This is a genomic window from Gordonia sp. CPCC 205333, from assembly GCF_048537885.1.
GTDB lineage: Bacteria > Actinomycetota > Actinomycetes > Mycobacteriales > Mycobacteriaceae > Gordonia.
On the sequence record NZ_JBCLVI010000002.1, the window covers coordinates 419,166 to 445,834 of the forward strand.

The 26,669-nt window shown below is 62.7% G+C and carries 29 protein-coding genes and 1 pseudogene; 10 read left to right on the plus strand and 20 right to left on the minus strand.

Annotated elements, in window-relative coordinates; translation table 11 throughout:
* The first annotated feature begins 19 nt into the window (after positions 1–19).
* Positions 20–634, plus strand: a complete 615-nt coding sequence (locus AAFP29_RS07520; RefSeq protein WP_419216722.1) for an ASCH domain-containing protein — start codon at positions 20–22, stop codon at positions 632–634.
* 81 nt (positions 635–715) lie between these two features.
* Here AAFP29_RS07520 and AAFP29_RS07525 read toward each other — a convergent pair whose 3' ends face one another.
* The gene (locus tag AAFP29_RS07525) at positions 716–1,711 is read right to left on the minus strand and encodes a helix-turn-helix transcriptional regulator (RefSeq protein WP_419216723.1); all 996 of its coding nucleotides are present in this window, start codon (positions 1,709–1,711) and stop codon (positions 716–718) included.
* Between the two features lie 120 nt (positions 1,712–1,831).
* Between AAFP29_RS07525 and AAFP29_RS07530 the strand changes: the two genes are divergently transcribed.
* Both AAFP29_RS07530 and AAFP29_RS07535 read left to right on the plus strand, forming a co-directional pair.
* Complete coding sequence (locus AAFP29_RS07530; protein WP_419216724.1) at positions 1,832–3,301, plus strand: MFS transporter; 1,470 nt, start codon at positions 1,832–1,834, stop codon at positions 3,299–3,301.
* 193 nt (positions 3,302–3,494) lie between these two features.
* Positions 3,495–4,592, plus strand: coding sequence for an EamA family transporter (locus tag AAFP29_RS07535; RefSeq protein ID WP_419216725.1), 1,098 nt, complete (start codon positions 3,495–3,497; stop codon positions 4,590–4,592).
* Here AAFP29_RS07535 and AAFP29_RS07540 read toward each other — a convergent pair.
* The 3 genes and pseudogenes from AAFP29_RS07540 to AAFP29_RS07550 all read right to left on the minus strand — a co-directional run.
* Positions 4,494–5,354 (minus strand): annotated as a pseudogene (locus AAFP29_RS07540) (alpha/beta hydrolase); the annotation flags it as partial. The gene AAFP29_RS07535 and the pseudogene AAFP29_RS07540 overlap by 99 nt on opposite strands.
* Before the next feature lie 68 nt (positions 5,355–5,422).
* Positions 5,423–6,532: a DUF6545 domain-containing protein gene (locus tag AAFP29_RS07545; protein WP_419216726.1), complete on the minus strand. Its 1,110-nt coding sequence runs from the start codon at positions 6,530–6,532 to the stop codon at positions 5,423–5,425.
* The gene (locus AAFP29_RS07550; protein WP_419216727.1) at positions 6,533–7,042 is read right to left on the minus strand and encodes a hypothetical protein; all 510 of its coding nucleotides are present in this window, start codon (positions 7,040–7,042) and stop codon (positions 6,533–6,535) included. It lies immediately after the preceding gene.
* Between the two features lie 97 nt (positions 7,043–7,139).
* On the opposite strand from AAFP29_RS07550, the gene AAFP29_RS07555 reads away from it, so the two are divergent.
* Positions 7,140–7,559: a hypothetical protein gene (locus AAFP29_RS07555; RefSeq protein WP_419216728.1), complete on the plus strand. Its 420-nt coding sequence runs from the start codon at positions 7,140–7,142 to the stop codon at positions 7,557–7,559.
* Positions 7,560–7,569: 10 nt separating this feature from the next.
* Here AAFP29_RS07555 and AAFP29_RS07560 read toward each other — a convergent pair whose 3' ends face one another.
* Both AAFP29_RS07560 and AAFP29_RS07565 read right to left on the minus strand, forming a co-directional pair.
* Positions 7,570–8,337 carry a hypothetical protein gene (locus AAFP29_RS07560; protein ID WP_419216729.1) on the minus strand — a complete coding sequence of 256 codons (768 nt, stop codon included), beginning with the start codon at positions 8,335–8,337 and terminating at the stop codon, positions 7,570–7,572.
* A gap of 4 nt (positions 8,338–8,341) precedes the next feature.
* Positions 8,342–8,809, minus strand: a complete 468-nt coding sequence (locus AAFP29_RS07565) for a LuxR C-terminal-related transcriptional regulator (RefSeq protein WP_419216730.1) — start codon at positions 8,807–8,809, stop codon at positions 8,342–8,344.
* A gap of 131 nt (positions 8,810–8,940) precedes the next feature.
* Between AAFP29_RS07565 and AAFP29_RS07570 the strand changes: the two genes are divergently transcribed.
* On the plus strand, positions 8,941–9,348 hold the full coding sequence (locus tag AAFP29_RS07570) for a RidA family protein (RefSeq protein ID WP_419216731.1): 408 nt from the start codon (positions 8,941–8,943) through the stop codon (positions 9,346–9,348).
* Positions 9,349–9,715: 367 nt separating this feature from the next.
* On the opposite strand, the gene AAFP29_RS07575 is transcribed toward AAFP29_RS07570, so the two are convergent.
* Complete coding sequence (locus AAFP29_RS07575; protein WP_419216732.1) at positions 9,716–11,071, minus strand: LLM class flavin-dependent oxidoreductase; 1,356 nt, start codon at positions 11,069–11,071, stop codon at positions 9,716–9,718.
* A gap of 155 nt (positions 11,072–11,226) precedes the next feature.
* On the opposite strand from AAFP29_RS07575, the gene AAFP29_RS07580 reads away from it, so the two are divergent.
* Both AAFP29_RS07580 and AAFP29_RS07585 read left to right on the plus strand, forming a co-directional pair.
* Positions 11,227–12,513, plus strand: a complete 1,287-nt coding sequence (locus AAFP29_RS07580; RefSeq protein WP_419216733.1) for a MurT ligase domain-containing protein — start codon at positions 11,227–11,229, stop codon at positions 12,511–12,513.
* Entirely contained in the window at positions 12,510–13,238 is a 729-nt protein-coding gene (locus AAFP29_RS07585; protein ID WP_419216734.1) for a type 1 glutamine amidotransferase, read from the plus strand. Before AAFP29_RS07580 ends, AAFP29_RS07585 begins: the two co-directional genes overlap by 4 nt.
* 110 nt (positions 13,239–13,348) lie before the next feature.
* On the opposite strand, the gene AAFP29_RS07590 is transcribed toward AAFP29_RS07585, so the two are convergent.
* From AAFP29_RS07590 to hsaA, 9 genes are read right to left on the minus strand one after another with little or no spacing between them, the layout of a single operon-like run.
* Entirely contained in the window at positions 13,349–13,888 is a 540-nt protein-coding gene (locus tag AAFP29_RS07590; protein ID WP_419216735.1) for a uridine kinase family protein, read from the minus strand.
* Positions 13,889–13,911: 23 nt separating this feature from the next.
* Positions 13,912–14,523 carry a recombination mediator RecR gene (gene recR / locus AAFP29_RS07595; protein WP_419216736.1) on the minus strand — a complete coding sequence of 204 codons (612 nt, stop codon included), beginning with the start codon at positions 14,521–14,523 and terminating at the stop codon, positions 13,912–13,914.
* A gap of 11 nt (positions 14,524–14,534) precedes the next feature.
* Complete coding sequence (locus AAFP29_RS07600; protein WP_419216737.1) at positions 14,535–14,915, minus strand: YbaB/EbfC family nucleoid-associated protein; 381 nt, start codon at positions 14,913–14,915, stop codon at positions 14,535–14,537.
* Positions 14,916–14,974: 59 nt separating this feature from the next.
* Positions 14,975–16,123, minus strand: coding sequence for a sulfotransferase family protein (locus tag AAFP29_RS07605; RefSeq protein ID WP_419216738.1), 1,149 nt, complete (start codon positions 16,121–16,123; stop codon positions 14,975–14,977).
* Positions 16,116–16,895 (minus strand): SDR family oxidoreductase, encoded by a 780-nt coding sequence (locus AAFP29_RS07610; protein ID WP_419216739.1) that lies wholly within the window; start codon positions 16,893–16,895, stop codon positions 16,116–16,118. Before AAFP29_RS07610 ends, AAFP29_RS07605 begins: the two co-directional genes overlap by 8 nt.
* A 17-nt stretch (positions 16,896–16,912) precedes the next feature.
* Entirely contained in the window at positions 16,913–18,139 is a 1,227-nt protein-coding gene (locus AAFP29_RS07615) for a hypothetical protein (protein ID WP_419216740.1), read from the minus strand.
* Positions 18,130–18,735: a 3-hydroxy-9,10-secoandrosta-1,3,5(10)-triene-9,17-dione monooxygenase reductase subunit gene (gene hsaB / locus AAFP29_RS07620; RefSeq protein ID WP_419216741.1), complete on the minus strand. Its 606-nt coding sequence runs from the start codon at positions 18,733–18,735 to the stop codon at positions 18,130–18,132. The genes AAFP29_RS07615 and hsaB overlap by 10 nt, the downstream gene beginning before the upstream one ends.
* A complete protein-coding gene (hsaC, locus tag AAFP29_RS07625) occupies positions 18,732–19,649 on the minus strand; it encodes an iron-dependent extradiol dioxygenase HsaC (RefSeq protein WP_419216742.1) in 918 nt (305 codons plus the stop codon). Before hsaC ends, hsaB begins: the two co-directional genes overlap by 4 nt.
* Before the next feature lie 54 nt (positions 19,650–19,703).
* Positions 19,704–20,894 carry a 3-hydroxy-9,10-secoandrosta-1,3,5(10)-triene-9,17-dione monooxygenase oxygenase subunit gene (gene hsaA, locus AAFP29_RS07630; protein WP_419216743.1) on the minus strand — a complete coding sequence of 397 codons (1,191 nt, stop codon included), beginning with the start codon at positions 20,892–20,894 and terminating at the stop codon, positions 19,704–19,706.
* Positions 20,895–21,147: 253 nt separating this feature from the next.
* Between hsaA and AAFP29_RS07635 the strand changes: the two genes are divergently transcribed.
* From AAFP29_RS07635 to AAFP29_RS07645, 3 genes are all read left to right on the plus strand, one after another.
* On the plus strand, positions 21,148–22,320 hold the full coding sequence (locus AAFP29_RS07635; RefSeq protein ID WP_419216744.1) for a Rieske 2Fe-2S domain-containing protein: 1,173 nt from the start codon (positions 21,148–21,150) through the stop codon (positions 22,318–22,320).
* Position 22,321: 1 nt separating this feature from the next.
* Positions 22,322–22,699 carry a hypothetical protein gene (locus AAFP29_RS07640; RefSeq protein ID WP_419216745.1) on the plus strand — a complete coding sequence of 126 codons (378 nt, stop codon included), beginning with the start codon at positions 22,322–22,324 and terminating at the stop codon, positions 22,697–22,699.
* Positions 22,700–22,850: 151 nt separating this feature from the next.
* Positions 22,851–23,303: a C40 family peptidase gene (locus tag AAFP29_RS07645; RefSeq protein ID WP_419217238.1), complete on the plus strand. Its 453-nt coding sequence runs from the start codon at positions 22,851–22,853 to the stop codon at positions 23,301–23,303.
* Here AAFP29_RS07645 and AAFP29_RS07650 read toward each other — a convergent pair.
* From AAFP29_RS07650 to AAFP29_RS07665, 4 genes are all read right to left on the minus strand, one after another.
* On the minus strand, positions 23,300–24,193 hold the full coding sequence (locus AAFP29_RS07650; protein WP_419216746.1) for a DoxX family membrane protein: 894 nt from the start codon (positions 24,191–24,193) through the stop codon (positions 23,300–23,302). The genes AAFP29_RS07645 and AAFP29_RS07650 overlap by 4 nt on opposite strands.
* A 136-nt stretch (positions 24,194–24,329) precedes the next feature.
* Positions 24,330–24,833 (minus strand): hypothetical protein, encoded by a 504-nt coding sequence (locus tag AAFP29_RS07655; RefSeq protein WP_419216747.1) that lies wholly within the window; start codon positions 24,831–24,833, stop codon positions 24,330–24,332.
* A gap of 41 nt (positions 24,834–24,874) precedes the next feature.
* Positions 24,875–25,582: a DJ-1/PfpI family protein gene (locus AAFP29_RS07660; RefSeq protein ID WP_419216748.1), complete on the minus strand. Its 708-nt coding sequence runs from the start codon at positions 25,580–25,582 to the stop codon at positions 24,875–24,877.
* Positions 25,583–25,651: 69 nt separating this feature from the next.
* Positions 25,652–26,635 carry a GlxA family transcriptional regulator gene (locus tag AAFP29_RS07665; protein WP_419216749.1) on the minus strand — a complete coding sequence of 328 codons (984 nt, stop codon included), beginning with the start codon at positions 26,633–26,635 and terminating at the stop codon, positions 25,652–25,654.
* Positions 26,636–26,669 lie beyond the last annotated feature (34 nt).

The following is a 26,669-nucleotide window of genomic DNA, read 5'->3' on the forward strand; positions in this document are numbered from 1 at the left end:
TCATGCGAGAATCGCAGATGTGCTGATCTCCAAACCTATCGCCGAGGCAATCCGCACGGGCGCCGTGACCACCCAGTACCGACGGTGGGACGAACCGCGCGTCAAAGTGGGTTCGACGCAGCTGACGTCGTCGGGGTTGGTGCGCTTTACCCGTGTCGCACGGGTGAACGACCTGTCGACTCTGACCGACCGGGCGGCGCGGGCGGCCGGCATGAAGGATGCCGATTCGCTGCGAAAAGCCCTGGCGCCCAAGCAGAATCGCAAGCCAAGTGAACGCGGCGGCAAAGGCGGCGACACGGTGTTCCGAATCAATCTGGAATGGGCAGGTGAAGATCCACGACTCGCATTGCGCGATGGGATCCCCACCGCCGAGGAACTCGACAACATCGCCGCCCGGCTGTCCCGTCTAGACAACAGAGCCACCGGCGCGTGGACCCGCGACATCCTTGAGTGGATCGCCGACAACCCGCGGGTGGTCTCCAAAGAACTGGCGGCACTGCGCGGCGTCGAACTGCTTCCAATGAAGGTCGACATCCGCAAACTCAAGGCGCTGGGCCTAACTATCAGCCACGACGTCGGGTATGAGCTGTCACCGCGCGGCGCGGCATATCTCCAGTCGTTGCCGACGAGGTAACGCACCCCATCGCAAACCCGACCCACGCGGACATTCCCGACCCCAATTCGACGTCGGGAATGTCCGCGTGGGTCGGGTTTGCTACTCGGAGCCGCGGTCGGCCAGATAGAGCGCTCGTGACTCTCTGGCGTTCCGACCCCGGATCTCGCGTAGCAGTGACGGCGGGATCTCGACGAATTCGTAGTCCGCGTCGAGCGAACCCATCGCCATCGCCACCCATCGCGCATCCTCGACCTGCATCGTGACCAGGGTCGCGCCATCGCTCTCCTGGGCTTGCGCCCACCGCCCGATCCGCTCGCGCACCACGCTGGTCGGCGCCTGCACCAGAACCTTCACCTGATGCGCCTCCCACACCGACTGCAGGCTGGCGCGCACATACTCCGCGGCATCGCCGCCGGGGACTTCGCGCGGACGAAAACTTCGCTTGCCCTGCTTGGCATTTCGCAATCGATCCACTCGGAATGTCCGCCAGTCGACACGGTCGAGGTCGTAGGCAAGTAGATACCAGCGCCGTCCCATTGGCACCAGCCGCAACGGCTCGACACGACGCCTGGCCAACACAACTCCACCTCGGCCCCCGGCGCGCTCGGCCGGGGCGTATTCGAACTCCAACTCGACGGCATCGCGACACGCCAGGGCGACGGTAGTCAACGCCTCGGCGTCGAGCGACGGTGCGGTCTCGCCTGGCATCACCACGCTCATCGCCCGCAATGCGTCGGCGCGCTTGCGCAACTTCGGCGGCAACACCTGAGTCACCTTCGCCAATGCCCGCACCGATGCCTCGGCCAGGCCAGCCGCCGAACCCGATGCCGCGCCCCGCAGTGCGGCTACGATGGCGACGGCCTCCTCCTCATCGACGACGAGCGGCGGCATCGAGCCGCCTGGCGCCAATTGATAGCCGCCGCCGGTTCCGCGGACTGACTCAACGGGGTAGCCGAGCTCTCGCAAGCGTTCGACGTCCCGACGCACGGTGCGCTCGGTGGTGTCGAGCCGGTCCGCGAGTTCGGTCGCCGCCCATAGCCGGTGTGCCTGTAGGAGCGCGAGGAGTTTCAGCGTGCGCGTCGTCGTATCGGCCATACACTCATACTGCCCGATTCAACGGACAGAAATTGTCCGGAAACATGTATTCAGTTGCGGACCGATTCTGTCCGCATAGCTTCCTAACGTGATGGTCACACCAATCAGAAGGAGCAACTCGTGACCGTCACATCCGAGGCCGCGGTTCAGGCGCAACCGGCCGACACCAGATCTCCCGAATCATGGGCACCCAGTATCTCCGGACGCGCGCGGACCATCGCACTCGTCTGCCTGCTCGCCGCGTCGTTCATGGAGCTGATGGACGCGACAGTCGTCAACGTCGCCCTACGAACCATGCAAGCCGACCTCGGCGCGACGTCGAGCGCTCTCCAATGGGTGGTCGCCGGTTATCCACTGTCCTACGCGATCGGGCTCATCCTTGGCGCGCGCCTCGGCGACCGGTTCGGTCGACGTCGGCTGTTCGTCATCGGCCTCGCCGCATTCGGAGCGGCGTCGCTGGCGTGCGGACTGGCTGCCGACCCCGGACAGCTGGTCGCCTTCCGCATCATTCAGGGCGCGGCAGCCGCTTTGATGGTCCCGCAGGTGCTGACCAACATCCAGGTGCTCTACTCGCCCGAAGAGCGGGGCAAGGCGATGGGAATGTTCACTTCGGTGATCGGCCTGGCCGCGGTCAGCGGTCCGGTCCTCGGCGCCGTCATCACCAGCGGCGATTGGTTCGGAATGTCCTGGCGCCCAATCTTTTTGATCAATGTTCCACTCGCCGTCCTCGCTATCGTGGCAGCACGCGCGTTCATCCCGGAGACACGGGCCGCACATTCGGCGCCGATTACGATCGGATCGGCCGCACTACTCGGCTTCTCACTGGCCGCGATCATGCTTCCGATCACCATCGGGCCCGAACACGACTGGCCCGGTTGGGGATTCGGCCTCATTATCGCCGGAGTCCTCGGACTGGCCGCATTCGCCCAGCAACAGCTGAGTTTGCAACGACGAGGCGTCGAACCGATGGTGCCGCCGGCATTGTTCCAAACACGCTCCTTCGCAACAGGTTTGGCAACTTTCGCAGCGCTGAGCATCCCGACCGGCGGCTACTTCCTCGTACAATCGCTACAGGTGCAGGTGTCGATGAACTGGTCGGTTCTGCATACCGGGCTGATGTGGATTCCGTTCTCGCTGGCGGTTCCGATCTCAGCAGGTCTCGCCGCCACCATCCTCGCGCCTCGCTTCGGAAAGCACGTATTACAGGTCGGCGCAGCGATTTTCATCGTCGGGATGGTCACGATGTACTTCGCCGAGGCCTCGTCGAATCCTGCGGTGTGGTTTGCCGTTGCATTGTTTGTCTCCGGGCTGGGCTTCGGCGCCATCGTCGGATCGGCTGGTCTGTTGGTGCTCAACGACGTACCGGTTGCACTGGCCGGCGCGGCATCGGGAGTCTTCAACACCGTTCAGGCGTTGTCGGTAGCCATCGGCGCGGCGGCGATCGGCACCGTCTACAGCAGCGTTGGGGCGTCCAGCGGATTCGAATCCGGTTATCGCGGCGCGCTATTCATCATGATTGGCCTGGTCGCGGTTGGAGCCGTCATCGCACAGTCGATGCCTCGACAACAGATCGTCGCCGCTGGCGCCTAGCCGCTGGCTCGTCGTCGGGTATCCCCGCTTCGGGAAAATCGTCCGAATACCTCGGCACCAAGGGCAACTTGCCCTTGGTGCCGGGATATTCGGACGATTTTCGACATGCGGCGACGGACAGCGAAGCATTTCTACACTATCTATCCAGAACAATTCGCTTGTCCTGAACTGAATTGGCCGCCACCATAGGCCCATGACCAATCGCGACCGACTTCTCGGCCTGACTGTCGTCGTGCTGTGGGGCCTCAATTTCATCGCGATCCGCCTCGGCCTCGACCACTTCCCGCCTTTTCTGTTGGGCGCCTTGCGATTCACTGTGATGGCCATTCCGGTCATCCTGTTCGTGAAGTTCCCGCAGGTCCGCATGAGATGGTTCCTGTTGTACGGGTTAGGTTTTGGGGTCGCACAATTCGCATTTCTATTCCTCGCGATGAACCTGGGAATGCCGACCGGCCTGGCATCGCTCGTGCTACAGAGTTCGGCCCCGTTCACCGTCCTACTCGGCCTGGTCTTCCTCCGCGAACGTATGTCGGCGACCCAACTCGCTGGCATCGCGGTTGCGGTCGGCGGCATGGCCGTCATCGCCGTCGACCGAATGAATAACGGAGCCGCTGCGGCGCTAGTGCCGGTTCTGCTCACCCTCCTGGCCGGCCTCGGCTGGGCCTTCGGCAACATCGGCGGGCGCCTGGCCCAACCGTCGAACGCCCTGAGCATGGTCCTGTGGATGTCGGTAATCCCGCCGCTGCCGATGCTGGCGATGAGCCTGCTGGTCGACGGACCTGACGCCGACTTTCGTTCGCTGACAACACTTTTCACTCACACCGGCCTACTCGCACTTGCCGGCCTGGCTTACATCGTCATACTCGGCACGGTCGTGGGTTCAGGACTATGGAGCTACCTACTCACGAAGTACCCGGCAAGCCGTGTCGCTCCACTGTCGCTGCTCGTTCCCATCGTCGGCATCAGCGCGGCGTGGGCAATCTTCAGTGAACGACCCACTCCGATGGAACTACTCGGAGCGGTAATCGTGATTGTCGGCTGCGCTGCCGGCCTATTCGCCAAACGCAGCACTGACGGCGTCGCCCATGCGTCGCGCGATCACGCGAGCGGTTGGGCTGATCAGAGTCATATTGACGAACCCATGGATCATTCCACCGGCCCGTTCAACGGTCACCGCGACACCGGCCGCGCGCAACGCCTCGGCGTAGGCGATTCCCTCATCACGCAGCGGATCGAATCCAGCGACGACGACATGCGCGGCCGGAAGACCCGAGAGGTCGTCGGCTCGTAGCGGCGATGCCCGCACATCGGAACGCTGCTCGGCCGGGACATAGTTGTCGATGAACCAGTCCATATGCTCGCGCGTCAGGAAGTAGCCCTCGGCGAACTCGTCGCGTGAGGCGGTCGTCGCATTCGCGTCGACCACCGGGTAGATCAACAACTGATGCCGCGGCACTACGTCCTCGCCTCGAACCTGTTGGCACACAACGGCTGCCAGGTTTCCACCCGCGCTGTCACCGGCCACGCCGATCCGGTCGGGCGAGATCCCCCAGCCGGGGGCCTCGTCGACGGCGAACCGCCACGCCGCTACGGCGTCGTCGACCGCGGCGGGAAACGGATTCTCCGGAGCCAACCGGTAGTCGATGGACAACACGTCGACGCCGCCATCGATAGCCAAGTTGCGCACCGCGCCGTCGTGGCTAGCCCGACTGCCGATCACAAAACCGCCGCCATGATAGAAAACGACGAGGCCACGCGACGACTCGCCGAAGCGGTATCGCGTCGCCGGGATCGGTCCCGCCGGACCGTCGATGACGAGATCCTCCTCGACCGCGAAGGGCGGATACGACGCCAGCAACGACGCCGACGACACATCGATCTTCACTCGAGCTTTCGCCGGCGACGGGTCATACATATTGAATGCGGGGATTTTCTCTGCGGCGAATGCGATCGAAGCCACTTCCGGACTCAGCCGCTCACCTGCGGTGTTGGTCGGCATTCGGGACGCCAACATCCCGAAGACCGACGCGGGCAGACGACCGACAAGTCTCATCGCACTACGCTGAATGCGGGCGGTCAGGGGCAACGACACTGTGGTGGCACGGCTCACAGACGATTACCCTACCGTGCCGGTACCCGCCGACACGTCCCGCGCACCAGCCTCTCTGAATGGCTTGTCGCGTCGTAGGCGGCACATACTTCCAGGACAACGCGCACATCGTCGTCGCCAACGACAAGTACCGGTATCGCAGTCTCACGCCCCGATGGAAGCGGTTCCCGCAGAATCGTCCGCAATCGAACTCCGACGTCGGCGGGTGATGCGGCATCGTCGAAGCTGGCACTGAGCCTGGTGAGCCCATCTCTGATCAGAACGTATCGACGATAGTGCGCCAGCCGAATCCCGGCAGGTGAAACAGCGCGCCGAGGCCATGCCGCCGCGCCCAACTGCGGCACCGCACGGGTGATGTCCTGAGCCAACTTTCGCATTCCACGCGCTTCTCTTGCCAGCACCACGGTCCTACGCAGGTATGCCGCGCGACTCACCAACGCCGGGGTGAGCGTTCCGACGATCAGTAGCAACAGCCCGCTATCGAGTAGCGCCCGCGACAGTGGCTCGATGCCCTCTGGCAACAATTCGCGGTTGAGATAGATACCGAATTCGACGCCGTTGAGAACGAACCCGATCGCGAGCGACCACGTAGCCAGGATCATCGCTATCGTGCTGACCCACATGCTGCCCCGCGGCTTTGGTTCCGCGACGAGCCGAATGCCAGTCATCAACAGGCAGATGGGGATATAGCCGACCGCCGAAATCGCATATACCCACAGCAACGACGCCGGCGCATCCACAAAACGTCCGGTCCAGGAAACAGGGGTGACGATGGCAAAGCCGGCTGTCACAACAGCTACTCCGACAATCGCAATCGAATGGCCGGTGACCCGGACCCCGTATGCCTCGGCCAGCGCACGTACCAACACCATCGTCGCCAGATATTGCAGCCAGATCAGCCAGACATGGAAGTGATAGACGACGTCGGTGACCGGAACCAATCCGAAGTAGGTGGATAGCGCGAATGCGACCAGCGCGAGATAGACAGTCTGCACGGTGCGCCAGGTCGGATTGACGGTCTGCGATGACGGACTCCGCGACTGCGACAACAACACCGCCAGTCGCCACCCAAATACCGCGACGACTATCGGCAAGAGAACAGCCTGGACTGCTGGCGTCATCTACCAGCGCTCCGCGTAATCGTCGAGCGCCGCTGCGAGGCGGGTCAGTGTCGGCGTCGGCTCCGGGGATCGCACGCGTTCGGCCCGGAGTCCAACTAGGCAGGCGATGATCGATGCCACCAGTTCGGCGTCTTCTTCACAGTCAGGATCGGGTGGCGCTGTATGTTCCGCGACCGACGCGAGTGTGCCGGTGAGAATGTGCGCAAGTTCGTGGGTGATGTGGTGGGCCTGATGCGTGACCGACGTCTGCGACTGGAAGAAGACGACGTAGCCCTTGGCGTCGGCGAAGGTCGCGCCACTCGGTCCCCGAGCCGGCAAAGCGTGCTCGACCAGCTCGATCTCGGTCCCAAGCCGATCCGCGACGGCCCGCGCGAGCACTTCGGGTGTCACCCCGTAGGCCGGCAACGCGAGGTCGCGCAGTACCGCCCGGGTCCGCCTACGTATGCGACGCCGTCGAAGTGGAGTGTCAGCGGCAGGTAACGGAAGGAGCACAACGGCCGGCGCGGTCATACCTCTCCGATGTTTGTCGGTATAGTTAGAAATACGAAAAGACTATCGCCCACTGCGATTCTCCAACCGCTTGCCATCAACTCCAGACGGGCTGAACATGACGCAGGAACCGGCGCCTACCACCACGGCGTCCTCCGACATCTCTACCAAACTCGAGCACCTTTTCCAGGTCGTTCGCAACCCCGACGGATCTCGCATCAAGCAATCCGAAGTCGTCGCGCGGGCAGCCGCCGTCGGCGTCGAATTCAGTGAAGGATACCTGTCGCACCTGCGCACGGGACGAGTGAAGTCACCGTCATTCAAGGCAGTAGAAGGATTGGCCGCCGCGTTCGGCGTAGACATTGAGTATTTCGCAGTCGTAGAACCATCGGGAGGCGTCCTCCAGGATGCGGGGGTGGAGCGGACCGCTTACCGGCTGGCCGGCTTACCGTCGGAAGATCTCGACGTTATCAACGACATGATCACCGCGTTCCGCGCGCGTCGGAACCTGCCGCCCGCGTCGGAGACCAAGAACTGACAAGCTATCGCTAAGCGATAACCGTCGAAATCAGCACGCCGCCGCCGTAGAGCACACATAGGACACCCATGAAAATGCCAACGGCGGCAACACCTTTCATCTTCCGTGGTCCGATACAGCCGACGATTCCCACCGCCATGCCAATCACTCCGAATATCAGCGGAATGATCGCGTTGGCGTACGGGAACGAATCGAAGACCATCGTTCCCCAGTGCCCCGCCGGAACGAGTCGGAGAAGAATTATCGCCAATCCGGTGATGACAGAGACAATGGCAAAACCCGCCCCGTTTCGAGTTCCGGTCCCCGCGGTCTGCAAATGAGGAATCACTACACCGCCGGACAACGCCGAAGCGAATTCAGTCGATGAACTGAATCGTCGCGCCGGGTCCGGGTCGGTAGCCCTCAACAATGCGGAATCGACCCAACTCGATTGCGTCTGCCTCAGCACAAAATGGCGCCAGGCGATGACGTCGACGTCGGCGCCGGTCAGCAGATAGATCGCAACGCAGGCGAGCGCGTATTGATCCGACGACGGACCAGGCGCGACACCCGCGAGGACCTCGGGTGCCGCGTACACACCCCTTACTGTCTCATCTGAATCGTTCAGCATTACCGAACCACCTGGGCCGAAGACCAGATCCGACGGAGCCAACCGACCACGGGTCTGTCCGATCGCGGCCCTGCGGTCGAGTTCGGCCGCAGCAGCCGTGGCTACCCGGATCACATGCTCCGACGCGAGCGGACCAGCAGATCGAACTTGCGATGCGGCGTCGATCACCGGATCACAGGTCGTCGAGCGCGATGATGCCGTCCTGCACCGCGCGGGCCACCAGCGAAGCCTTCGTCGGCGCGGGACGGCCAACGTCGGCGTATTTGGCCCGAATCCGCGTCAGGTGAGTATTGACCGTGCCCATCGCGATAAACAGCGATTCGGCGACCGCCAGTTTGGAATCGAGCACGAGCCATGAACGCAGTACCTCGATCTCCCGCGGTGACAACGCGGGACGCAACAGATCGTCCACTCCGGAACCAACACGGATATTTTCGTCGACGATCGGATCGTTGACGAATCGTCGAATGATGTGTCCGCCGCCCACGACCCCCAATCGATGCCGGGAGATATCGACCGGCCACACCGTCTGTACTGGTCCCGGCGCGACCGTGCGGCGCGATGCGAGCCGCTCCAGCGCCTCCCGGTTTCGTCGGATCGATTGCTCGCACACGTGTGCGTCAGCAGCTGTCGCAGTCATAGTCTCGCCCTCTCGCCTAAACCCAACGTCGTATCCTAGATCGACTATTAGAATACTAATGTTACATCGTTCGGGCGACTCGCCAGCCATTCAGGACACTGAATGACCGGATCGCGGCCTAGTCTCAGCTCATGACCACCGTCGAACTGCTCCGTCCAGCTGGCCTAGTCCACAGCCCGGCCTTCAGTCATGTCGCGATCATCCCGCCCGGCGCCACGACGATCCTCATCGGCGGCCAAAACGCGGTCGATGCGGACGGTGCCCTCGTTGGCGCGGGCGACGTCGCCGCGCAAGTCCGCAAGGTCATGGAGAATCTCCTGACAGCGCTCGAGGCCGCGGGTGCCGGGCTTGAGCACGTCGTTCACATCTCGCTCGTGCTCGCCAAAGGCGTCGATATCAATGCCGGCTATGGCGCGGCGCTGGAAACCCTTGGCACGCTTGATATTCCACCGTTGGTGTCGGCACTATTCGCCGATCTCGGCGTGCCCGGCGCACTAGTCGAGCTGAGTGCGACGGCCGCGATCGTCCGAGAGTCATAAGTTGGGCCGCTCGATAGATGTCGGCCCCGTCGAGAGCACCGAAGGGCATATTGCCCTCCGACGTCTCCTACGGGGCCGAGAATTTCGGCTGAGGTATGCGGCCCGCGGGACGCGACCCGCAGGGGTATGACTGAAACCTGCGGACACGGCGCCGGCGAGGGACATGTTCCCCCGAAGCAGCTTCAGATGCAGAAACCAGTCAGGGACTGAAACCTGCGGGCTCAGCGTCGGCCAGGGGCATACCCCCGCTTCAGTTCCAGCAGCAGATTTCAGTCTGGGACTGAAACCTGCGGGCTCAGACCCAGCCAGGGGCCAACTCCCTCGCAGGCACTCACACCGCAGGTTTCAGCAACACCCGGTCCGCGAGTTACACCGCCTCGCGCAGGTCTGCCGGCAGATCGTCGCCGGGTTCCCCAAGGCCGAGATGTTCGCGCAGCGTCGTGCCCTCGTATTCGCGCCGGAACAGTCCCCGACGTTGCAGTTCAGGCACCACATAGTCGACGAAGTCGTTGAAGGTTCCCGGCGTCTGCGCCGTCGACACAATGAATCCGTCCGCTTCGCCACCGGTGAACGATGCCTCTATCTGATCGGCGACATCGGACGCCGTCCCCACGAACTGCGGCAACAGCACTCCTTGCGCATACAACTTGCCAATATCGCGCAGGGTGAGATTGTCCCGCTCACTCAGTCGCCGCGCGACGTTGAACAATCCCTGCGTCCCCGATACCTGCACGTCACTGAGCGGAGCGTCGAGGTCGTACTGCGAGAAGTCGTGATCGGTGTGCACCGACAGCGTGATCAATCCGGAAATCGGATCAGCCAATTCATTGTGGAATGCCTGCTTCTCCCGCGCGATGGACTCAGTTTCGCCGATGAACGGGATGAACGACGGAAAGATGTTGACGTGGTCCGGATTGCGGCCGAAATTCGACGCGCGCGACTTCACGTCGTCGTAGTAGGCCCGACGCCCCTCCGGCGTCGGATCGATCTCGAAAATCGCCTCGGCCCAGCGCGCGGCGAAATCCTTGCCGGTATTCGACGACCCCGCCTGGATCAGCACCGGGCGATGCTGCGGCGAGCGGGGCTGATTGAGCGGCCCACGAGTCCGGTAGTAGTCACCGTCGTGGTTGACCACCCGCACCTTGTCCGGATCGGCCCACTGTCCCGACGCCCGGTCAGCTTCGACGGCGTCCGCATCCCAGCTGGACCACAATTTGATCGCGGTCTGCACGAATTCTTCCGCGCGCAGGTATCGCTCCTCATGTTCGACGTGGTCGTCGAGGCCAAAGTTCTGCGCTTCGGCCTGCGTCAGCGACGTGACGATATTCCACGCGATCCGGCCGCGCGTGAGGTGATCGAGGGTGCCGAACACGCGCGCCAGCTCGTAGGGGTGGAAGTAGGTCGCCGACTTGGTCACCGCGATCCCCAAGTGCGTGGTTACCGCTGCCAAGCTGGCCGCGACCAGCGACGGGTCGAGTGTCGCGGCAGCTTGTGTGCCCCGACGCAGCGGTTCGGATTGATCGGCACCAAAACGCAGGGGTGCCGCGAGAAGATCGGCAAAGAATGCGAAGTCGAATTTGCCGCGCTCGAGAATGCGGCCGACACGGTGGTAATAGTCGGCGGAAAAATAGTCTCCCGTCGATCCGGGGTGGCGCCAAGCCGCGTGCGAGTGAGTGACGGGAGAGGCGATCAGAAATCCACCGAGGTGGAGTTGACGGGTCATCGAGAGGCTCCTTGCGACGTTGTGGTTGTCGCGGCCAGTCAACCGACGGAAGGCGTTGCTGACCATCGTTGCCATCGGGCTGAACGCAACCCGTGCGGTCCACGTCACGCCCGGCAAGAGCCACCGCGCCGGCGTCATGTGGAAAACTCGTCAGCATGTCCGGTGACACCTCTTCCCGTTTACCCGCGCGCACCCGACTCGCCCTTGCTGCCGCTTCGACGGCCCGCTGGGCGTCGCGGACTGCGGGCCGCGGCAAAGGCTCGATGATCGGCGGCCTGGTCGCCGCGAAAATCGATCCATCGATCATGTCGCGCCTCGCGGCCGGCAAACGCACCGCGATCATTACCGGCACCAACGGCAAGTCGACGACGACCCGCATGACCGCGGCCGCCCTCGGCGAATTGGGGAGGGTTGCAACGCAGGCCGACGGCGCCAACATGGATGCTGGCATCATCGCGGCGTTGACGCTCGACCAGCAGGCACTCATCACAGCACTCGAAGTAGACGAGTTGCACGTCCCGCATGTTTCCGACGCCGTCGACCCCGAGGTTCTGATCCTGCTCAATCTCTCCCGTGATCAACTCGACCGCGTCGGCGAGATAAATATCATCGAACGTCGGCTGCGCGAGGGCATCGAACGACATCCCGACGCGACCATCGTGGCCAACTGCGACGATGTCTTGGTCACCTCCGCGGCCTTCGACGCCAAGAAGGTCGTGTGGGTAGCGGCCGGCGCCAGCTGGGTCGGCGATTCGGTGAGTTGTCCGCGCACCGGTGAACCGATCATCCGGTCGACTACCGACAACGGCGTCGACTGGCGATCCACCGGCGATGACAACTTCCGTCGACCCCAACCCGATTGGTGGTTCGACGACGAGAAGATATACGGCCCTGAGGGTTTCAGCGCGACGCTGACGCTGGCCGTGCCGGGACGCGCCAATCGCGGCAACGCAACCCAGGCGGTGGCCGCCGCGGTCGCGATGGGCGCAGATCCCGGCAAAGCCGTTGTCGCGGTTGGCACCGTCGGTGAGGTCGCCGGCCGTTACGGCGTGACGAAGATCGGCGATCACACCGTACGCACGCTGCTCGCCAAGAATCCCGCGGGCTGGCAAGAAGCACTGTCGATGATCGACCAAGATGCCGACGGACTGGTGATCGCGGTGAACGGTCAGGTCCCCGACGGTGAAGACCTGTCCTGGTTGTGGGACGTCCGCTTCGAAGCATTCGAGACCATGCAGGTCGTCGCGTCGGGGGAACGCGCGGCCGACTTGGGCGTTCGCCTGCTCTACGCCGGGGCCGAGCACACCACTATCGCCAATCCATTGGCCGCCATCGAATCGTGTCCGCCAGGACGAGTCGAAGTGCTCGCCAACTACACCGCGTTCCGCGACCTCGGTATCGCACTGGAACGCGCGGCGAAAGACGAAGGGGGACAACGATGACCAACTCAGGCGAGTCGACCCTGCGGATCGGATTGGTACTGCCCGACGTCATGGGCACCTACGGCGACGGCGGCAATGCCCTGGTTTTGCGCCAGCGCGCACGAATGCGCGGCATCGACGCGGAGATCGTTGAGATCACTCTCGACGACGCCGTACCCGAGTCGCTCGATGTCTACACCCTCGGCGGCGCAGAGGATTTCGCGCAGCGATTGGCTACCAGGCATCTCACACGCTATCCCGGCCTGCAACGGGCCGCCGAGGCCGGCCGCCCGGTGCTCGCGATTTGCGCGGCGATCCAGGTGCTCGGCCATTGGTACGAGACGTCGGCCGGCGAACGCGTCGAGGGCATCTCAATGCTCGACGCCACGACCGCTCCGCAGGCGACGCGCACTATCGGGGAACTGGTGACCACACCGAACGTCGAAGGTCTGACCTATCCGCTGTCGGGATTTGAAAATCACCGTGGCGGAACAACTCTCGGCCCGGCGGCCACACCATTCGGTCGGGTTCGCAATGGCATCGGCAACGGGGTGGGCGACGGCAACGAGGGTGCCGTGCAGGGTTCAGTGATCGGTACCTATATGCACGGTCCCGCGCTAGCGCGCAATCCCCAACTGGCAGACTACCTGCTTGCCCGCGCGCTAGGTGTCGAAGCACTTGCGCCACTTGACCTTCCCGAGGTCGAGCAGCTACGTAAACAACGATTGGCGGCGGCGCGGCGGTAGGTCAGCGCCGGTCAATATCGCTACCGCACAACAGTATTCGTGTCGCCGGGTCTCGATACATGCGTGTCTCGCTCCGCGTGTGTCGAGACCAACCGAAGAAACGGCTAGTTCTAGCCCACGACCCGGCATCGCATGCGCGTTTCGTCCACGGCGAACCAGCCGTCCTCAAACGCTTGCCATCGCCGGAGATTCGCGCGATCTTCTTCTCCATCGCGTGCCACCGACCTGGCCAATCGCTCCTCGCGGGACGGCCCGTCGAGCCATAACGCACAAGCCAACCGATCGGCGACCTGACGTCGCGCCGACGACACCCCCTCGATGATCAACAGCGGCTGCCATCTGATCCATACGAGCGGCCCCTGCCGCGCGACGCCGTCAGCCCACTGCCGGGGCCGGTACTCTACATCTCGCCCACGCGAGAATGCATGCAGCACATCATCTTCCAGCTCCGGCCACCACCCGACCGGATTCGCCCATGTCGCAAAGTCATCGGTACGAATCAACACTGCGGCAATGCCACGCTCAGCCAGATCTGCCACCAGAGAATCGGCGAATGTCGATTTCCCGCTACCCGACGGACCGTCGATGGCGACTATTCCAGCCTCGACATCCGCCGCGAGATACGCGGCGACCCCATCTACATTGGCCACTTCCCACCCGAGCCCCATGCTGTCTAGGCGAGCACTCGTCGGCCCGAGAGGGCGCGTCCCAACGTCAGTTCGTCGGCGAATTCCAGGTCGCCACCCATCGGCAATCCGGAAGCCAATCGAGTCACCGACAACCCCGGAAAATCCTTGAGCATCCGCAGGAGATAGGTGGCGGTGGCCTCCCCCTCGGTATTCGGATCAGTTGCCACGATCACCTCGGTGACATCCAACCCGTCTTCCTGATTTGCCAAGCGCCGCAACAGTTCTCGGATACGCAGCTGATCGGGGCCGATGCCCGACAATGGATCCAGTGCGCCGCCGAGTACGTGATAACGACCGTTGAACTCTTTGGTGCGTTCAATGGCGTGTACGTCTTTCGGCTCTTCGACCACGCAGATCTTGGTCGCGTCCCGGCGTGCGTCGGAGCAGATCCGGCATAGTCGATCAGCCGACACGTTGCCACATTCGGCACAGAACGTCACGTTGTCCCGCACTTGGCCCAACGCCGCGATCAGCCGGTCGATCTGCGCGTTCTCCCCGGCCAATAGGGCGAAGGCAATCCGCTGGGCACCCTTGGGACCGAGACCTGGCTGCTTAGCCAGTTCATCGATCAAATCCTGAATCGGTCCCTCGTACATAGTCGGTACTGCTATCCCAACCCGGGCAATCCGCCGCCAAGGCCGCCACCCAGACCGCCGGCGAGCGGACCCATTTTCTCCTGGGCGAGGGCATCGCGCTTGGTCGCGAGGTCGGCAAGGGCACCGAGCACCAAATCCTGCAGTGTCTCGGCGTCGTCGGGATCGATGACCTTGGGGTCGATGGTGATCGCGGTGATGTCGCCACCACCGGTACCGGTCACGCTGACCAGGCCATTGCCCGCAGTGCCGGTGACCTCCGCGGCCGTGATCTCATTCTGCGCGGCGAGCAACTGCTCCTGCATCTGCTGCGCCTGAGCGAGCAAGCCGGCCATCGGGTTATCGCCGCCGGCGCCACCGCCGAACAGCTCGGAAGGATCAAAAGGTTGGTTCACAGGAACCAGGATAGTGGTGGCGTGAGCGCAATCCCCTATCGACATGCGCGGATAGGCGACTAAGCCGTCGCGAATGCTTCGGCTACCTGCTGGGACGTCAGTCCGTAGTCACTCAATTCGTATTTATGCTGCGGTTTCCGATCGCCGCTACGACTTTCCTCGTCGAGGCGGATCATCTCGGCACGGGCAACGTCAGATACTTCAGTCCCGAGCGCCTTGTATACGCGCTCGACAGTCCCGAAGGGGTCGGTACGCAGTTCTTTGAAGTCGACGTCGACGAACTGCGCCGGGTCGTAGTTGGCTCGGGCCTCCTCGAAGGCCCGCAATCCCCTCGACCACAGCTCAAGCTGCGTTTCGCCGACGGTCGGCCCGGTGAACTTCGTCGACCAGTCGGGGGTGGCGTGTTCGGCAAGGCTGCACATCGACGCGATGATGGTTTCCGGCGCACGGTGAGTCTGAATAACGAGCGCATCGGGATAGGTCTTCATCAGCGCGTCCAGCGCGAACAAATGGCTGGGATTCTTGAGTACCCAACGTTTCCCGGGATCATTCGCACCGATCAGCTGCAAGTTGCGACGATGCCGCGCATAGGCCGGTGTCCAATCCTGCTCGGCGAGCCAGCGCGAATATGTCGGCAGGTACGCCAGCGATTCGTAGGAGATCGACATAACGTTCTGCCGCAACAACTGCCAGCATTCCTCGACCTCGCCGGCGTCCATATAGTGCAGCCCCATGAACTCCGGATTCTCCACATGGTGCAGTTCCAGGCCAGCGTTGATCTGTCGATAGACCGGGTTATCCGACCAGGTTTCGCGCGGTGGGCGCGGCTGCGGGAATTCCGTCAGCCACATCTCGAGTCCCTGATGGCCGGGGTCTGCAGTCAGCAGCCGGTGAAGCGCCGTGGTGCCGGTACGCGGCAACCCGGTCACAAAGATCGGGCGAGTCACCTCCACATCGCGATAGCCCGGATTCGCCTGCCACGACGCCTCACTGAGCAGACGGGCGACCAGCGCCCCCTTAAGGAAGTAGCGAAACATTTTCGAGCCCAACGGGGTGAGTTCGGCGTCATCGCGATAAGACTGGAGCAGAATTTCCAGGGGTTCTCGATAGTCCTCAGCACCAAACTCGGTCAATCCCGTTGCACGCGAAGCTGATTCGTGTAGCTCGTCGACGCCGCCGACCGACGTCCGCAGATTGGTGTCAGTCATGATATTCGCCGCAGTTCACGTCGAGGGTGTGGCCGGTGATCGCACTCGCCATCGACGAACCCAGGAAGACCACGGCTTCGGCGATCTCATCCGGCTCGGGCAGTCGCTTGAGGTCGGACTTGGCGGCGGTCTGCTCGTAGACCTGTTCGGGGCTGATGCCGTACTTCTTGGCGACTTCGCTGAAATACCACTTGAGCTGATCGTCCCAGATATAGCCGGGAGCGACACTGTTGATCCGAATCCCCTTGTCCCCCAGTTCGGTAGCCAGCGATTGAGACATCGCCAACAACGCCGACTTGGTCAGTTTGTAACTGCCGTACCGCGGTTCGGAGTGACGGATCACCATCGAGTTGATGTTGACGATCGAGCCCTTGCTCTCCGCCAGCGATTCGGTGAATCCCTTGATCACCCGCAGCGTACCCAGCACGGTCAATTCGATACTGGCGGCTATCTGGTCGAAGTCGGTGCGCGCCAACGGTTTCATCGATGGCAATGCGAAGGCGTTGTTCACCACGACGTCGACATGGCCAAGCTCGCCGATGGTCCGCGCGACGAGAGTGTCCACCGCGTCGTCGTCGGTGATGTCGGTCGGTACGACCAGCGTCTTGCCACCCAGGGCTTGCACCTGTGTCGCGACTTCCCGCAGCCGCGATTCAGTGCGGGCCGCGAGTACCACTGTCGCTCCCGCTGCCGCAGCGCGTAGACAGATCGAGCGCCCTAAACCTGGCCCAACGCCGGAGACGACGACGACCTTGTCAGAGAGAATTCCCACGGGAGATATTCCTTTCGTCAACCAAGCATGCGCTCGGCGAATGCTCTCTGGCGCACCGCGATTCGGTCTCGCCATCCGGCGTCGTCGATCTTGTTGTCGGAGTAGTACGGCAAGTGCGCTGCCACGTCGCCGATATCGATCACCTGCGCTGTCGGTCCCAACTCGGGGCCGATCGGTTCGTCGGTTCGTTGCCAACGGAACTGCAGAATCCCGCTTCGACGCCCCGTTGTCTCCACCCAGTTGGCGACGCCGGGATTGTCCTTGGCCACAACCAGCCGGATCAGCCCGTCTGGATCCACTTGTGCCTGAGCCGAATTCAGGCTCGTCTGGTGATTCACGTAGTCGAGCGAGATGTACCACATACTCCCCAACTGAAATCCCTGGTACGGCGCCGCAGACTTCGGGACGGTGATCACCATCGCCTCATTGTCCGCGAGTCGAAAATGCCCGACCGAGGAGTATTGCGTCGAGAGCCCGCCAGGAGTTCTACGCGGCGCGGTAAAGGTGTTCACCGGCTCGTCGAGGTAGAACCACTTGGGAAAGTTGAACCACGTATGGACCCGGGCCATAAGCATTTTCGCGGCGATCGCATAGCGCTTCGCCATCCGCGCGACATCGGGTTCGACGGGCGCGGTGCCAACCGAATCGACGCGCTCGATTGTTACCGACCCCTTGGCCTCATTCGACCAGTCGCTGTAGACCTCACGCACGGCGAGCATCGATGCGCCATCCCCCAGTACGAAATAGTTCGACGGGGTCGCACCATCCAACTCGGGACCGAATGTCAGCTCGAACGATCCATCGTTGGCAATTTCCAGCCGGCGGTCGTCAAACGCGTCATCCCCACCGGGCACCTCGCTCGGCGTGTAGTCGCCGCGAAGTACCTGGAAGCTGAGATCAGCTGTGCTGCCTCGTTTTCCGCGGACAATATAGGTCGCACCGGGTTCGACGGTGGCGTGGTAGTAGAGAGTGTCCGGGTTGTCGAGCCCCATCTTCGCGTACGGGCCGGTCGAAGTGACGAAATACGGATGGCTCTTACTGTGCGCCCGGGACAGTTGCAGAATCGCTGAGACACTTCCGGCGAGATAGTCGTATCCCTCGGCCAAGTCAGCATCAGTTTCGATGAATTCCGCTGAGGCGATGAGCCTCTCGGCTTCGGCCACCGCATCTGTGAACGGTGCCGTCAGCAGCGGGCGCTCACTCTGGGCAACCGCTGGATCGGAACGTTCGTCGGTCACAGCCACGTGTCGCCTCCGGTGTATGTCAGGAAGTTGTCTAGCTCAGCCTGGGCGGGCGTCACCCGCGGATGCTCGGTGGACAGGTAGCCACCCCGGTAGAAGAGCAATGGTTTGTCTTGCAGGACATCACCTAAGGTGAGCGCCCGGCCCACCACGATGAAGTGATCGCCGGAGTCGATGACATTCTCGATCTCACACTCAACCCAGGTCAGGCTGTGCCGGATAACGGGAAGTCCACCAGGCGACGGGTCCCAGACGACCGAACGGAATTTATCGTCACCCGGCGCTCCGAAGGTCGCCGAGACATCTTGCTGCCGATTCGAGAGAACATTCACCACAAATTTGCCGTGCGCTTCGATGATCGGCCAGCTCCGCGACTTCTTCATCGGGCAGAACAACACCAGCGGCGGTTCGAGCGACAGCGCCGCGAACGACTGACAGGCGAACCCGGCCGGGTTGCCGTCGGTGTCGAGCGTGGTGATAACCGTGACCCCGGTACAGAACTGCCCCATTGCCGTACGAAACTGGCGGGAGTCGAAATCGCTTGTGCCGTAAGGTCCGCCGGGTACTCCAGAGGGACGCGGCTGACCGGCGACGTTCATCCTTTGAACCCGATGGAGAAGTCGTGACCCCACAGACTCACCGCGGTCGACTCACGGGCGATCCACTCGTGATCATCGACAGTCCTTCCCTCACAACCGAATTCGACGTCGAATCCGCCGGGCGTCTTCATATAGAACGACAACATCAAGTCGTTGACATGCCGACCGAGCGTCGCCGACATCGGCACCTTCTTACGCAGGGCACGATCGTGCGCCAAACCGACATCGTCGGAGTTCTCCACCTCGACCATCAGGTGCACTATCCCAGTGCTGTTGGGAATCGGCAGGAACGCGAGGGAGTGATGGCGGGGATTGCAGCCGAAGAAACGTAGCCAGGGCGGATCGTCGCCCTCCTCGCGCCCAACCAACTGCGGCGGCAGCTTCATCGAGTCACGCAACCGGAACCCCAGCACGTCTCGGTAGAACGCCAACGACGCGGCATCGTCGTCGGTGGTGAGTACGACGTGCCCGAGCCCCTGCTCACCGGTGACAAATTTGTGGCCATAAGGACTGACGATCCGTCGATGCTGTAGTGCCGCACCGTGAAACGCTTCGAGGATATTGCCGGTCGGATCGGAGAATACAATGAGTTCGTCGACGCAGCGATCGGCCTTCTCCTCCGCGGTGCCCTCGCGATAGGACACTCCCGCGCCGTCGAGTCGATCCCGAACCTCTTGCAGGCCAGCGGCATTCGCACACTCCCAGCCTGACGACGCCAGATGGTCACGGTCCGACGGCACAATTACCAGCCGCGCCGGAAAATCATCCATCCGCAAATACAGCGCGCCATCGGTCCGGCCCGTTCCCTCGATCATGCCGAGCACTTTGAGTCCGTACTCGCGCCAGGCCGCCATGTCGGTGGCGTCGATCCGCATATAGCCGAGGGATCGGATCGGCCCGAATTCTGAAGTCATCGAAGGTATTCCTCTGCGGGGCTGGAGTTCATCTCGTCCGGTTGATACCTCGGATCAGACCATCGTGTCGCCGATCGGAATGCCGAATTCGCCGTTTCCGTAAGCGACATATGCGCGTTCGGCATCATTGGCGGCATGAACCCGGCCGGCGTGGGCGTCCCGCCAGAATCGCTGAATCGGAGTGCCATTCTCCAGTGCGTGAGCACCGGAGTTCTCGAAGAGTCGGTCGATTGCGGAGATGGATCGTCCGGTGGCCCGGACTTGGTCGCGGCGCGCGGCCAGACGCAGTTCCATCGGGACTTCCCGGCCGGCCACGATCAAGTCGTATTCGGACTGCAGATTGCCCGACAGTTGGCGCCACGCGGCGTCGATATCACTCGAAGCCTCGGCGATACGTACTTTGGCGAAGGGATCGTCTTTCGCCTTCTCGCCAGCATACGCGGCGCGCACACGTTTGCCTTGATGCTCAACATGCGCCTTGTAGGCGCCGTAGGCCATCCCCACGATCGGAGCTGAGATGGTGCTGGGATGGATTGTGCCCCAAGGCATTTTGTAAACCGGCGCGGTGTTGCGCTCGAGGCCCGGCGCTTCGCCGACGCTCATGGTCCGGAACGAGAGCATGCGATGGCGTGGCACGAAAGCATCTTTGACTTCAATGGTATTGGAGCTGGTGCCGCGGAGCCCGACGACATTCCACACGTCCTTGATGTTGTAATCCGAACGCGGAATCAGGAAGCTCACGAAATCGACCGGCTTGCCGTTCTTGATGACCGGCCCGCCCACGACAACCCAGTCGGCAAGGTTGCTACCCGACGACCATGCCCACGATCCATTGACCTTGTAACCGCCGTCGACGACCTCGCCCATACCCATCGGGGCGTATGACGACGATATGCGTACCGACGGGTCGGCTCCCCACACATCCTCCTGGGCCTGTTGGTCAAAAAGCGCCAGATGCCAGTTGTGGATACCGACGATGCCCGAAACCCACCCCGTCGAACCGCACGCGGTGGAGATGCGTCGCACTGCCTCATAGAAGGTCACTGGATCGACTTGAAATCCGCCCCACTGCTCGGGCTGCATGAGTTTGAAGAACCCTGCGCCGTCGAGGCTGCTGGCAGTTTCGTCGGACACGCGGCGGGCGTCTTCAGTCTCCTGCGCACGCTGCTCAAGTTCGGGCAGTAACGCGCTGATCTTCTCCAGAACAGCCTGCCCCTGCTCCGACGCACTCACGAATTCGGACATCCGTCTCGCTCCTTTGTCCTTGTACAACTGTCGCTATCACGGCCACATTCTCGACGCCAGCGCGAACTGGCCTGTCGCTAAGACTAGAACACGTTCTCATTCCTGTCGAGCAAGTGGTGAAACCGCTGGTTGTCGCCTCGGGGCTGCGCGGGTGCTCGACCGATTCCCCAGTTGGGTATCGAATTTCTGTAACGTGTTCTAGTATTGATTCTGTGAACTTGGCCAGTTCCGTCGACACCAGGGAGACACTTCGATGACAGCCACCAAAGCATCCGACATCCGCGAGATCGATACCGGCACTCCACCGACTCGATTCGCTCGCGGCTGGCACTGCCTCGGCCTCGTCGGAGAATTCAACGACGGCAAGCCGCATTCGATCGAGGCTTTCGGCACCAAACTCGTCGCATGGACCGACACCGAGGGCGAATTCCACATCCTCGATGCCTATTGCCGACATATGGGCGGCGACCTGTCACAGGGCGTACTCCGCGGCGACAATGTCGCCTGCCCATTTCACGGCTGGCAATGGAAAGGTAACGGCCGCTGCGGCTCGGTTCCCTATGCCAAGCGGCAGCCCAAACTCGCGAAGACCCGCACGTGGCCGACAATGGTGCGCAACGGCCAAGTCTTCGTCTACAACGACCCCGAGGGAAACCCACCGCCGGACGAGGTGGTCATCCCCGAGCTAGACGAATTCGATACCGACCAGTGGACGGCCTGGACCTGGAACCAGATCGTGATCGAAGGATCCAACTGCCGCGAGATCATCGACAACGTCGTTGACATGGCGCATTTCTTCTACGTGCACTACGCACTGCCGGACTACTTCAAGAATGTTTTCGAGGGCCAGACCGCCGCGCAGTACATGAACTCACATGGCCGCCCCGACGTCGGTATCTCGTCGTCGTATGGCGACACTCGACTGGAGTCGATCGCCGCGTACTACGGCCCCTCGTACATGCTCAACCCGATGGTCCAGTACTACGGCGGATACGCGGTGGAGACCATCCTCACCAACTGCCACTACCCGATCGACGCCAATTCCTTCGTGCTGATGTACGGCGTGATGGCCAAGGTTCCTGACGGACTCACCGCCGAACAGGCCGACAAGATGGCGAAAAAGATCACCCAGGGCATCGAAGTCGGCTTCCTGCAGGACGTAGCGATCTGGAAGCGCAAGACCCGTATCGATAATCCACTACTCGTCGAGGAAGACGGTCCGGTCTATCAGCTGCGCCGTTGGTACGAGCAGTTCTATGTCGACGTCGACGACGTCACCGACGAGATGACCGGTCGATACGAATACGAGATCGATACCGAGAAGGCGCTAGAAAGCTGGAATATCGAGATCCAGGAGAATCTGGCTCGCCAGGCGGAGGAGAAGGCTGCTGAAGACGTCGTCACCGAAGTCAAGGCCGAGGTCTGACATGACTGCCGCCGCAGAACCGACGAGCGGCTGGGCAAAGGCCCCCAACTTCGCGTCGGATCCCGATCGGCTGGCTGCCGTCGAATCGGCGACCGCGCGCGATCGGCAGCACTATCTGTGCGGCGGTCTGCGTGAAATCGAATGTCGCGCCTGTCACGCGTCGATCAGGGTCAAGAAGACTGGACCGCATCAGACCAGCGTGCAGTGGAACGCGGTGGCGCGCGAACGTTGCCCGGAGTTCGACCAGGTTCGCCGCGATGGCGGAAATCCGGCGATGATGCCGACGTGCCCCCGGCTGTCGGCGAGTATCGACCATGCCGTTGCCGAAGGAATCCTTCCGCCGGAATCGCCGGCCGAGGACCCCGACGGCTACTGGTGACCGCAAACCTCACAACTCACTCGAGTCACACGTTCATCACACCTCGACAACAGGTTTAGACTTCTGTCGCCATTTCGGCCACTCTGGAGCGGTGAGCATTGCAAAGCGCCGCTTTACCCATCTCATAACCGCCTCCGCGGCCGTCGGCGCACTGACCTTCGGGCTGGTCAACGCACCAGCCGCCGCAGCCGATCCCGGTTCGTCCGGCTCCTCGTCGGGGTCGGCGAGCCTCTATCTCCCGGTTTCCACACCAGCCGGTCTACAGGCGTTGGCAGCCGCGACCACCCAGATAAACAAGCCGTACAAATGGGGCGGCGTCGGCCCCAATTCGTGGGATTGCTCCGGGCTGGTCCGCTGGGCGTTCTCCACCGCCGGTATCCGCCTCCCGCGGGTTAGTCAGGACCAGGCAAAGGTCGGGCACGCGATCCCGGTCTGGGCGCTCGCGCCCGGTGACGTAATCGTCTTCTACCGCAACGCGAGCCATATCGGCATCTACGCCGGCTTCGGTCAGGTCTTCAATGCCTACGGCCCCAACGGCGTACCGATCGGCTTCCAACCTCTCGCAAAGATGCCGCCTATCAAGACGATTCGGCGTTTCGGCTAGCGATTGCCGACCCGCTCGCGCCAGGTGCGCGCCCGCTCAGCCACGACAGGCACAGCCCGGTTCCGAACCGCGTCCGACGCCGCATACGCGCGTTCGGCGACGATCGGTGCGGTCTTGCGAGCAGTATCTGCTGCTGCTGAAGCCACCTCCGGCGCGCGTTCAGCGACCTCGCTGGCGACGTCGTCGAATCGCTCACCGGCCACCTTTGCCAACGTCGACGCTCGCGCGGCCGCGGTCGACGCGGCATCGGAGACAACCGGCGCAGCCTTAGCCGCCGCCTCTTCCAGTTTTGCGCCGGCAACCTTCCTGGCCGCCGAGAATCGGTCAGCGGCATGCGCGGCGAAATCTTCGGCATTCGACGCCCACTCATGCGCGCGGTCGCTGATCTCAGGCGTCGACGATCCCGACGGCGTGATCGAAGTGACCGCGCCTGATACCCGATCGGAGACCCGTTCGGCGGCGCGCTTGCCGCGCCACACCACACCTGGTTTGCCTTCGGTGTCGAAACCAGCAATGAGCAGGCCACCGAGTAATGCGACGTTCTGAATGAAATGCGTCTGCTTCTCTTGGCGGACGGCCGGGTCCGCTTCCTCCCAGAATGGATAGTCGACATAGGTGGTCGGCACCAGCGACCCGGCGAGCGTCAGCGATGCCACCCGCGGCAGTTTGCCCGTCGCCAACAACAGGCCACCACCCAGCTGCACACCCGCGTTCGCCAGCACCCACGTCTGCGGATCCTGCGGAACCGCGGGCGAATCGGGCAACAGGGTGGTTGCCTTGTCGACCAGCGGCTCAGCCGCCTGTGCAGTAGTGCCGGAGTTACGCAGGGTGCGATAGCCGTTGTAGATAAAAATCGAGCCGAGCAACGGTCGAGCGATACGCCGGATCATGCGGACACCTTTCCTAGACACTAGGTACTCGCACCGGATACCCAACTCGTTCGCGTGTCAAACATCCGCAGCTCGGAAATGTCCCCGTACGGGAGCAGATGGCATATCGCCAGCTGAGTTCACTACGGGACATATCTCAGCGGCGAACCAGCGCCCACACCGCCGCGCCAACGCATGCCAGCGCTATCGCCAACGAGCCGAGTAGACCCCAACCTGGTTGCAGCACAGACGATCCCGCATCGAGGGCGTCATTGACCGAGGTATCGAAAAGCCTTCGCTCTGGCGCGCTGATCGTGACGACGGTCCAGATCGCGGCGCCTAATCCGGCAACCGCGGCAATCAATGCCCCTCCCCTCCGAAATTCGGTCCGCCACCACATGAGGACACCGACGACGGCGATGACGGCACCGAGAATCAGAGTCCACAGACCAGGATGACCGGTGTGGTTCTGCAGAAAGGCAACGTCTTCGGCGCTCGCGCCGGGCACCGATACCTTCCCCAGGCCGCTTACCGACGGTTCGACGCCTTCTTTCCCGACACCCCATGACGCGAACGACAAGCCGAATAATGCCAATCCGAAAACGACGAATACCGGCGCCGTCCATCGATCACGATCATCCTGCCCGCTGCGAACCGTCACCGCCCCAGCGTGCCATGCCAACTGCAACCGGACTGGTGCCACTACGCCGAACGGACCACACTGAGGGCTCGATCCCACAGCAGCCGGGCGCTGGCCTTCAGCGGCTCGGGTTTGATCAGGTCGCGACTGAGCAGCGCCGTCGCCGACGCCTTAGTAGCCACCGATGCCTTCGACATATGACCGGAATCGAATGGTGGCGCCGGGTCGTATTCGATCATCAATTGGATGGCCTTCGCCTTTGCCTCGCCCGCGATCTGCCCGGCCAGCCACATCGCCAGGTCAATCCCGGCCGAGACACCAGCGGCGGTCACCACATCACCGTCGCGCACGATCCGCTGATCCGAAACCGGCGTGACGCCAAAGGTTTTGAGAGCTGGCAGTACCGACCAGTGCGACGTCGCGCTCCTGCCGTCGAGCAGACCGGCTGCGGCCAGCACAAGCGAACCCGAACAGACTGACGTTGTCCACGTGGCCCCAACCGATACCTTTCGCAGCCAACCGAGCACCTCGTCGTCGCAGGCAGCCGCGGCGCAGCCAGGTCCGCCTGGAACCAACACGAGGTTGGGGGCCGGTGTTTCGTCGAAAGTGTGGGTGGCACCGACGAGCAACACCCCCGAGTCGGCGGTGACCGGCCCGGTCTCCTTCCAGACGAAGCGCACGTCTGCTCCGGGCAGTGCACGTAACACTTCATAGGGCCCGATGAAGTCGAGCGCGGTGAACTGTGGGTATACGACGATGGCAATTTGCATGGCCGATCTCCTGTAATCAGTTGGGGTACATCAGGTCTTAGGCAATAGAAGGGATGCTGGGAATAGGACTCATGCGAACGTCTTGCGGTAATGATCCGGGGAGATGCCGAGGCGCCGAACGAAGTTGCGACGCAATGTTTCCGCCGAGCCGAAGCCGCATCGTCCAGCGATCACGGCGAGGGTGTCGTCGGTCTCCTCCAGTTGCCGACGTGCGGCGTCGGTGCGAATCCGCTCGACATAGGTACCCGGCGACTCGCCGACTTCCTCGGTGAACACGCGGGTGAAATGGCGGGGACTCATCGACGCGCGCTGAGCCAGCGACGAAACACTATGTGCCGCACCGGGTTCTGCTTCGATGACCTGCTGGACGTCGCGGATGGGCTCGCGTTTGGCTCGAGGCATCCATATCGGCGGTGAGAATTGGGTCTGGCCGCCGGGGCGACGGAGGTAAAGCACAAGTCCGCGAGCGACGGTCTGCGCGACGCGCGTGCCGAAATCGTCCTCGACCAGCGCAAGGCAGAGGTCGATGCCTGCGGTGACGCCAGCCGAAGTCCACACCTGATCAGAACTGCGAACGAAGATCGGATCGGGATCGACGGCGACGTCGGGAAATTCGTCAGCCAACCGTCCGGCCCAGGCCCAGTGCGTCGTCGCCGGGCAGCCATCGAGCAGGCCGGCCTGTGCCGCGATGAACGCTCCCGTACAGACAGTCACCACCCGTCGAGCGTTGACCGCGGCGCGGCGCAACCAGCCGATTACTTCGGCTGATTCCCGAACCGCGTCCATCCCGTAGCCACCGGGAACAACGATGGTGTCGATGATCAGGTCCGCGTCCGGCAACGGTTGCGCCACGAATTCCAGGCCGTTACCAGCCGGCACAGATGTCCCAGTGGACGACACCAGGGTGATCTCATAACCTTCGGTTGCCGATCGCTGGTCACCGGCGGCTTTGGCATCGAGATAGCGCGTGGCACCCGACAGCACGTCGAAAGGCCCGGCGACGTCGAGTGCCTGCACTCCGGGATAGCCGAGGATGACCACCGATCTCTTCACATCCCCAGTGTTCCCCCACCAGCACAATGGCGTC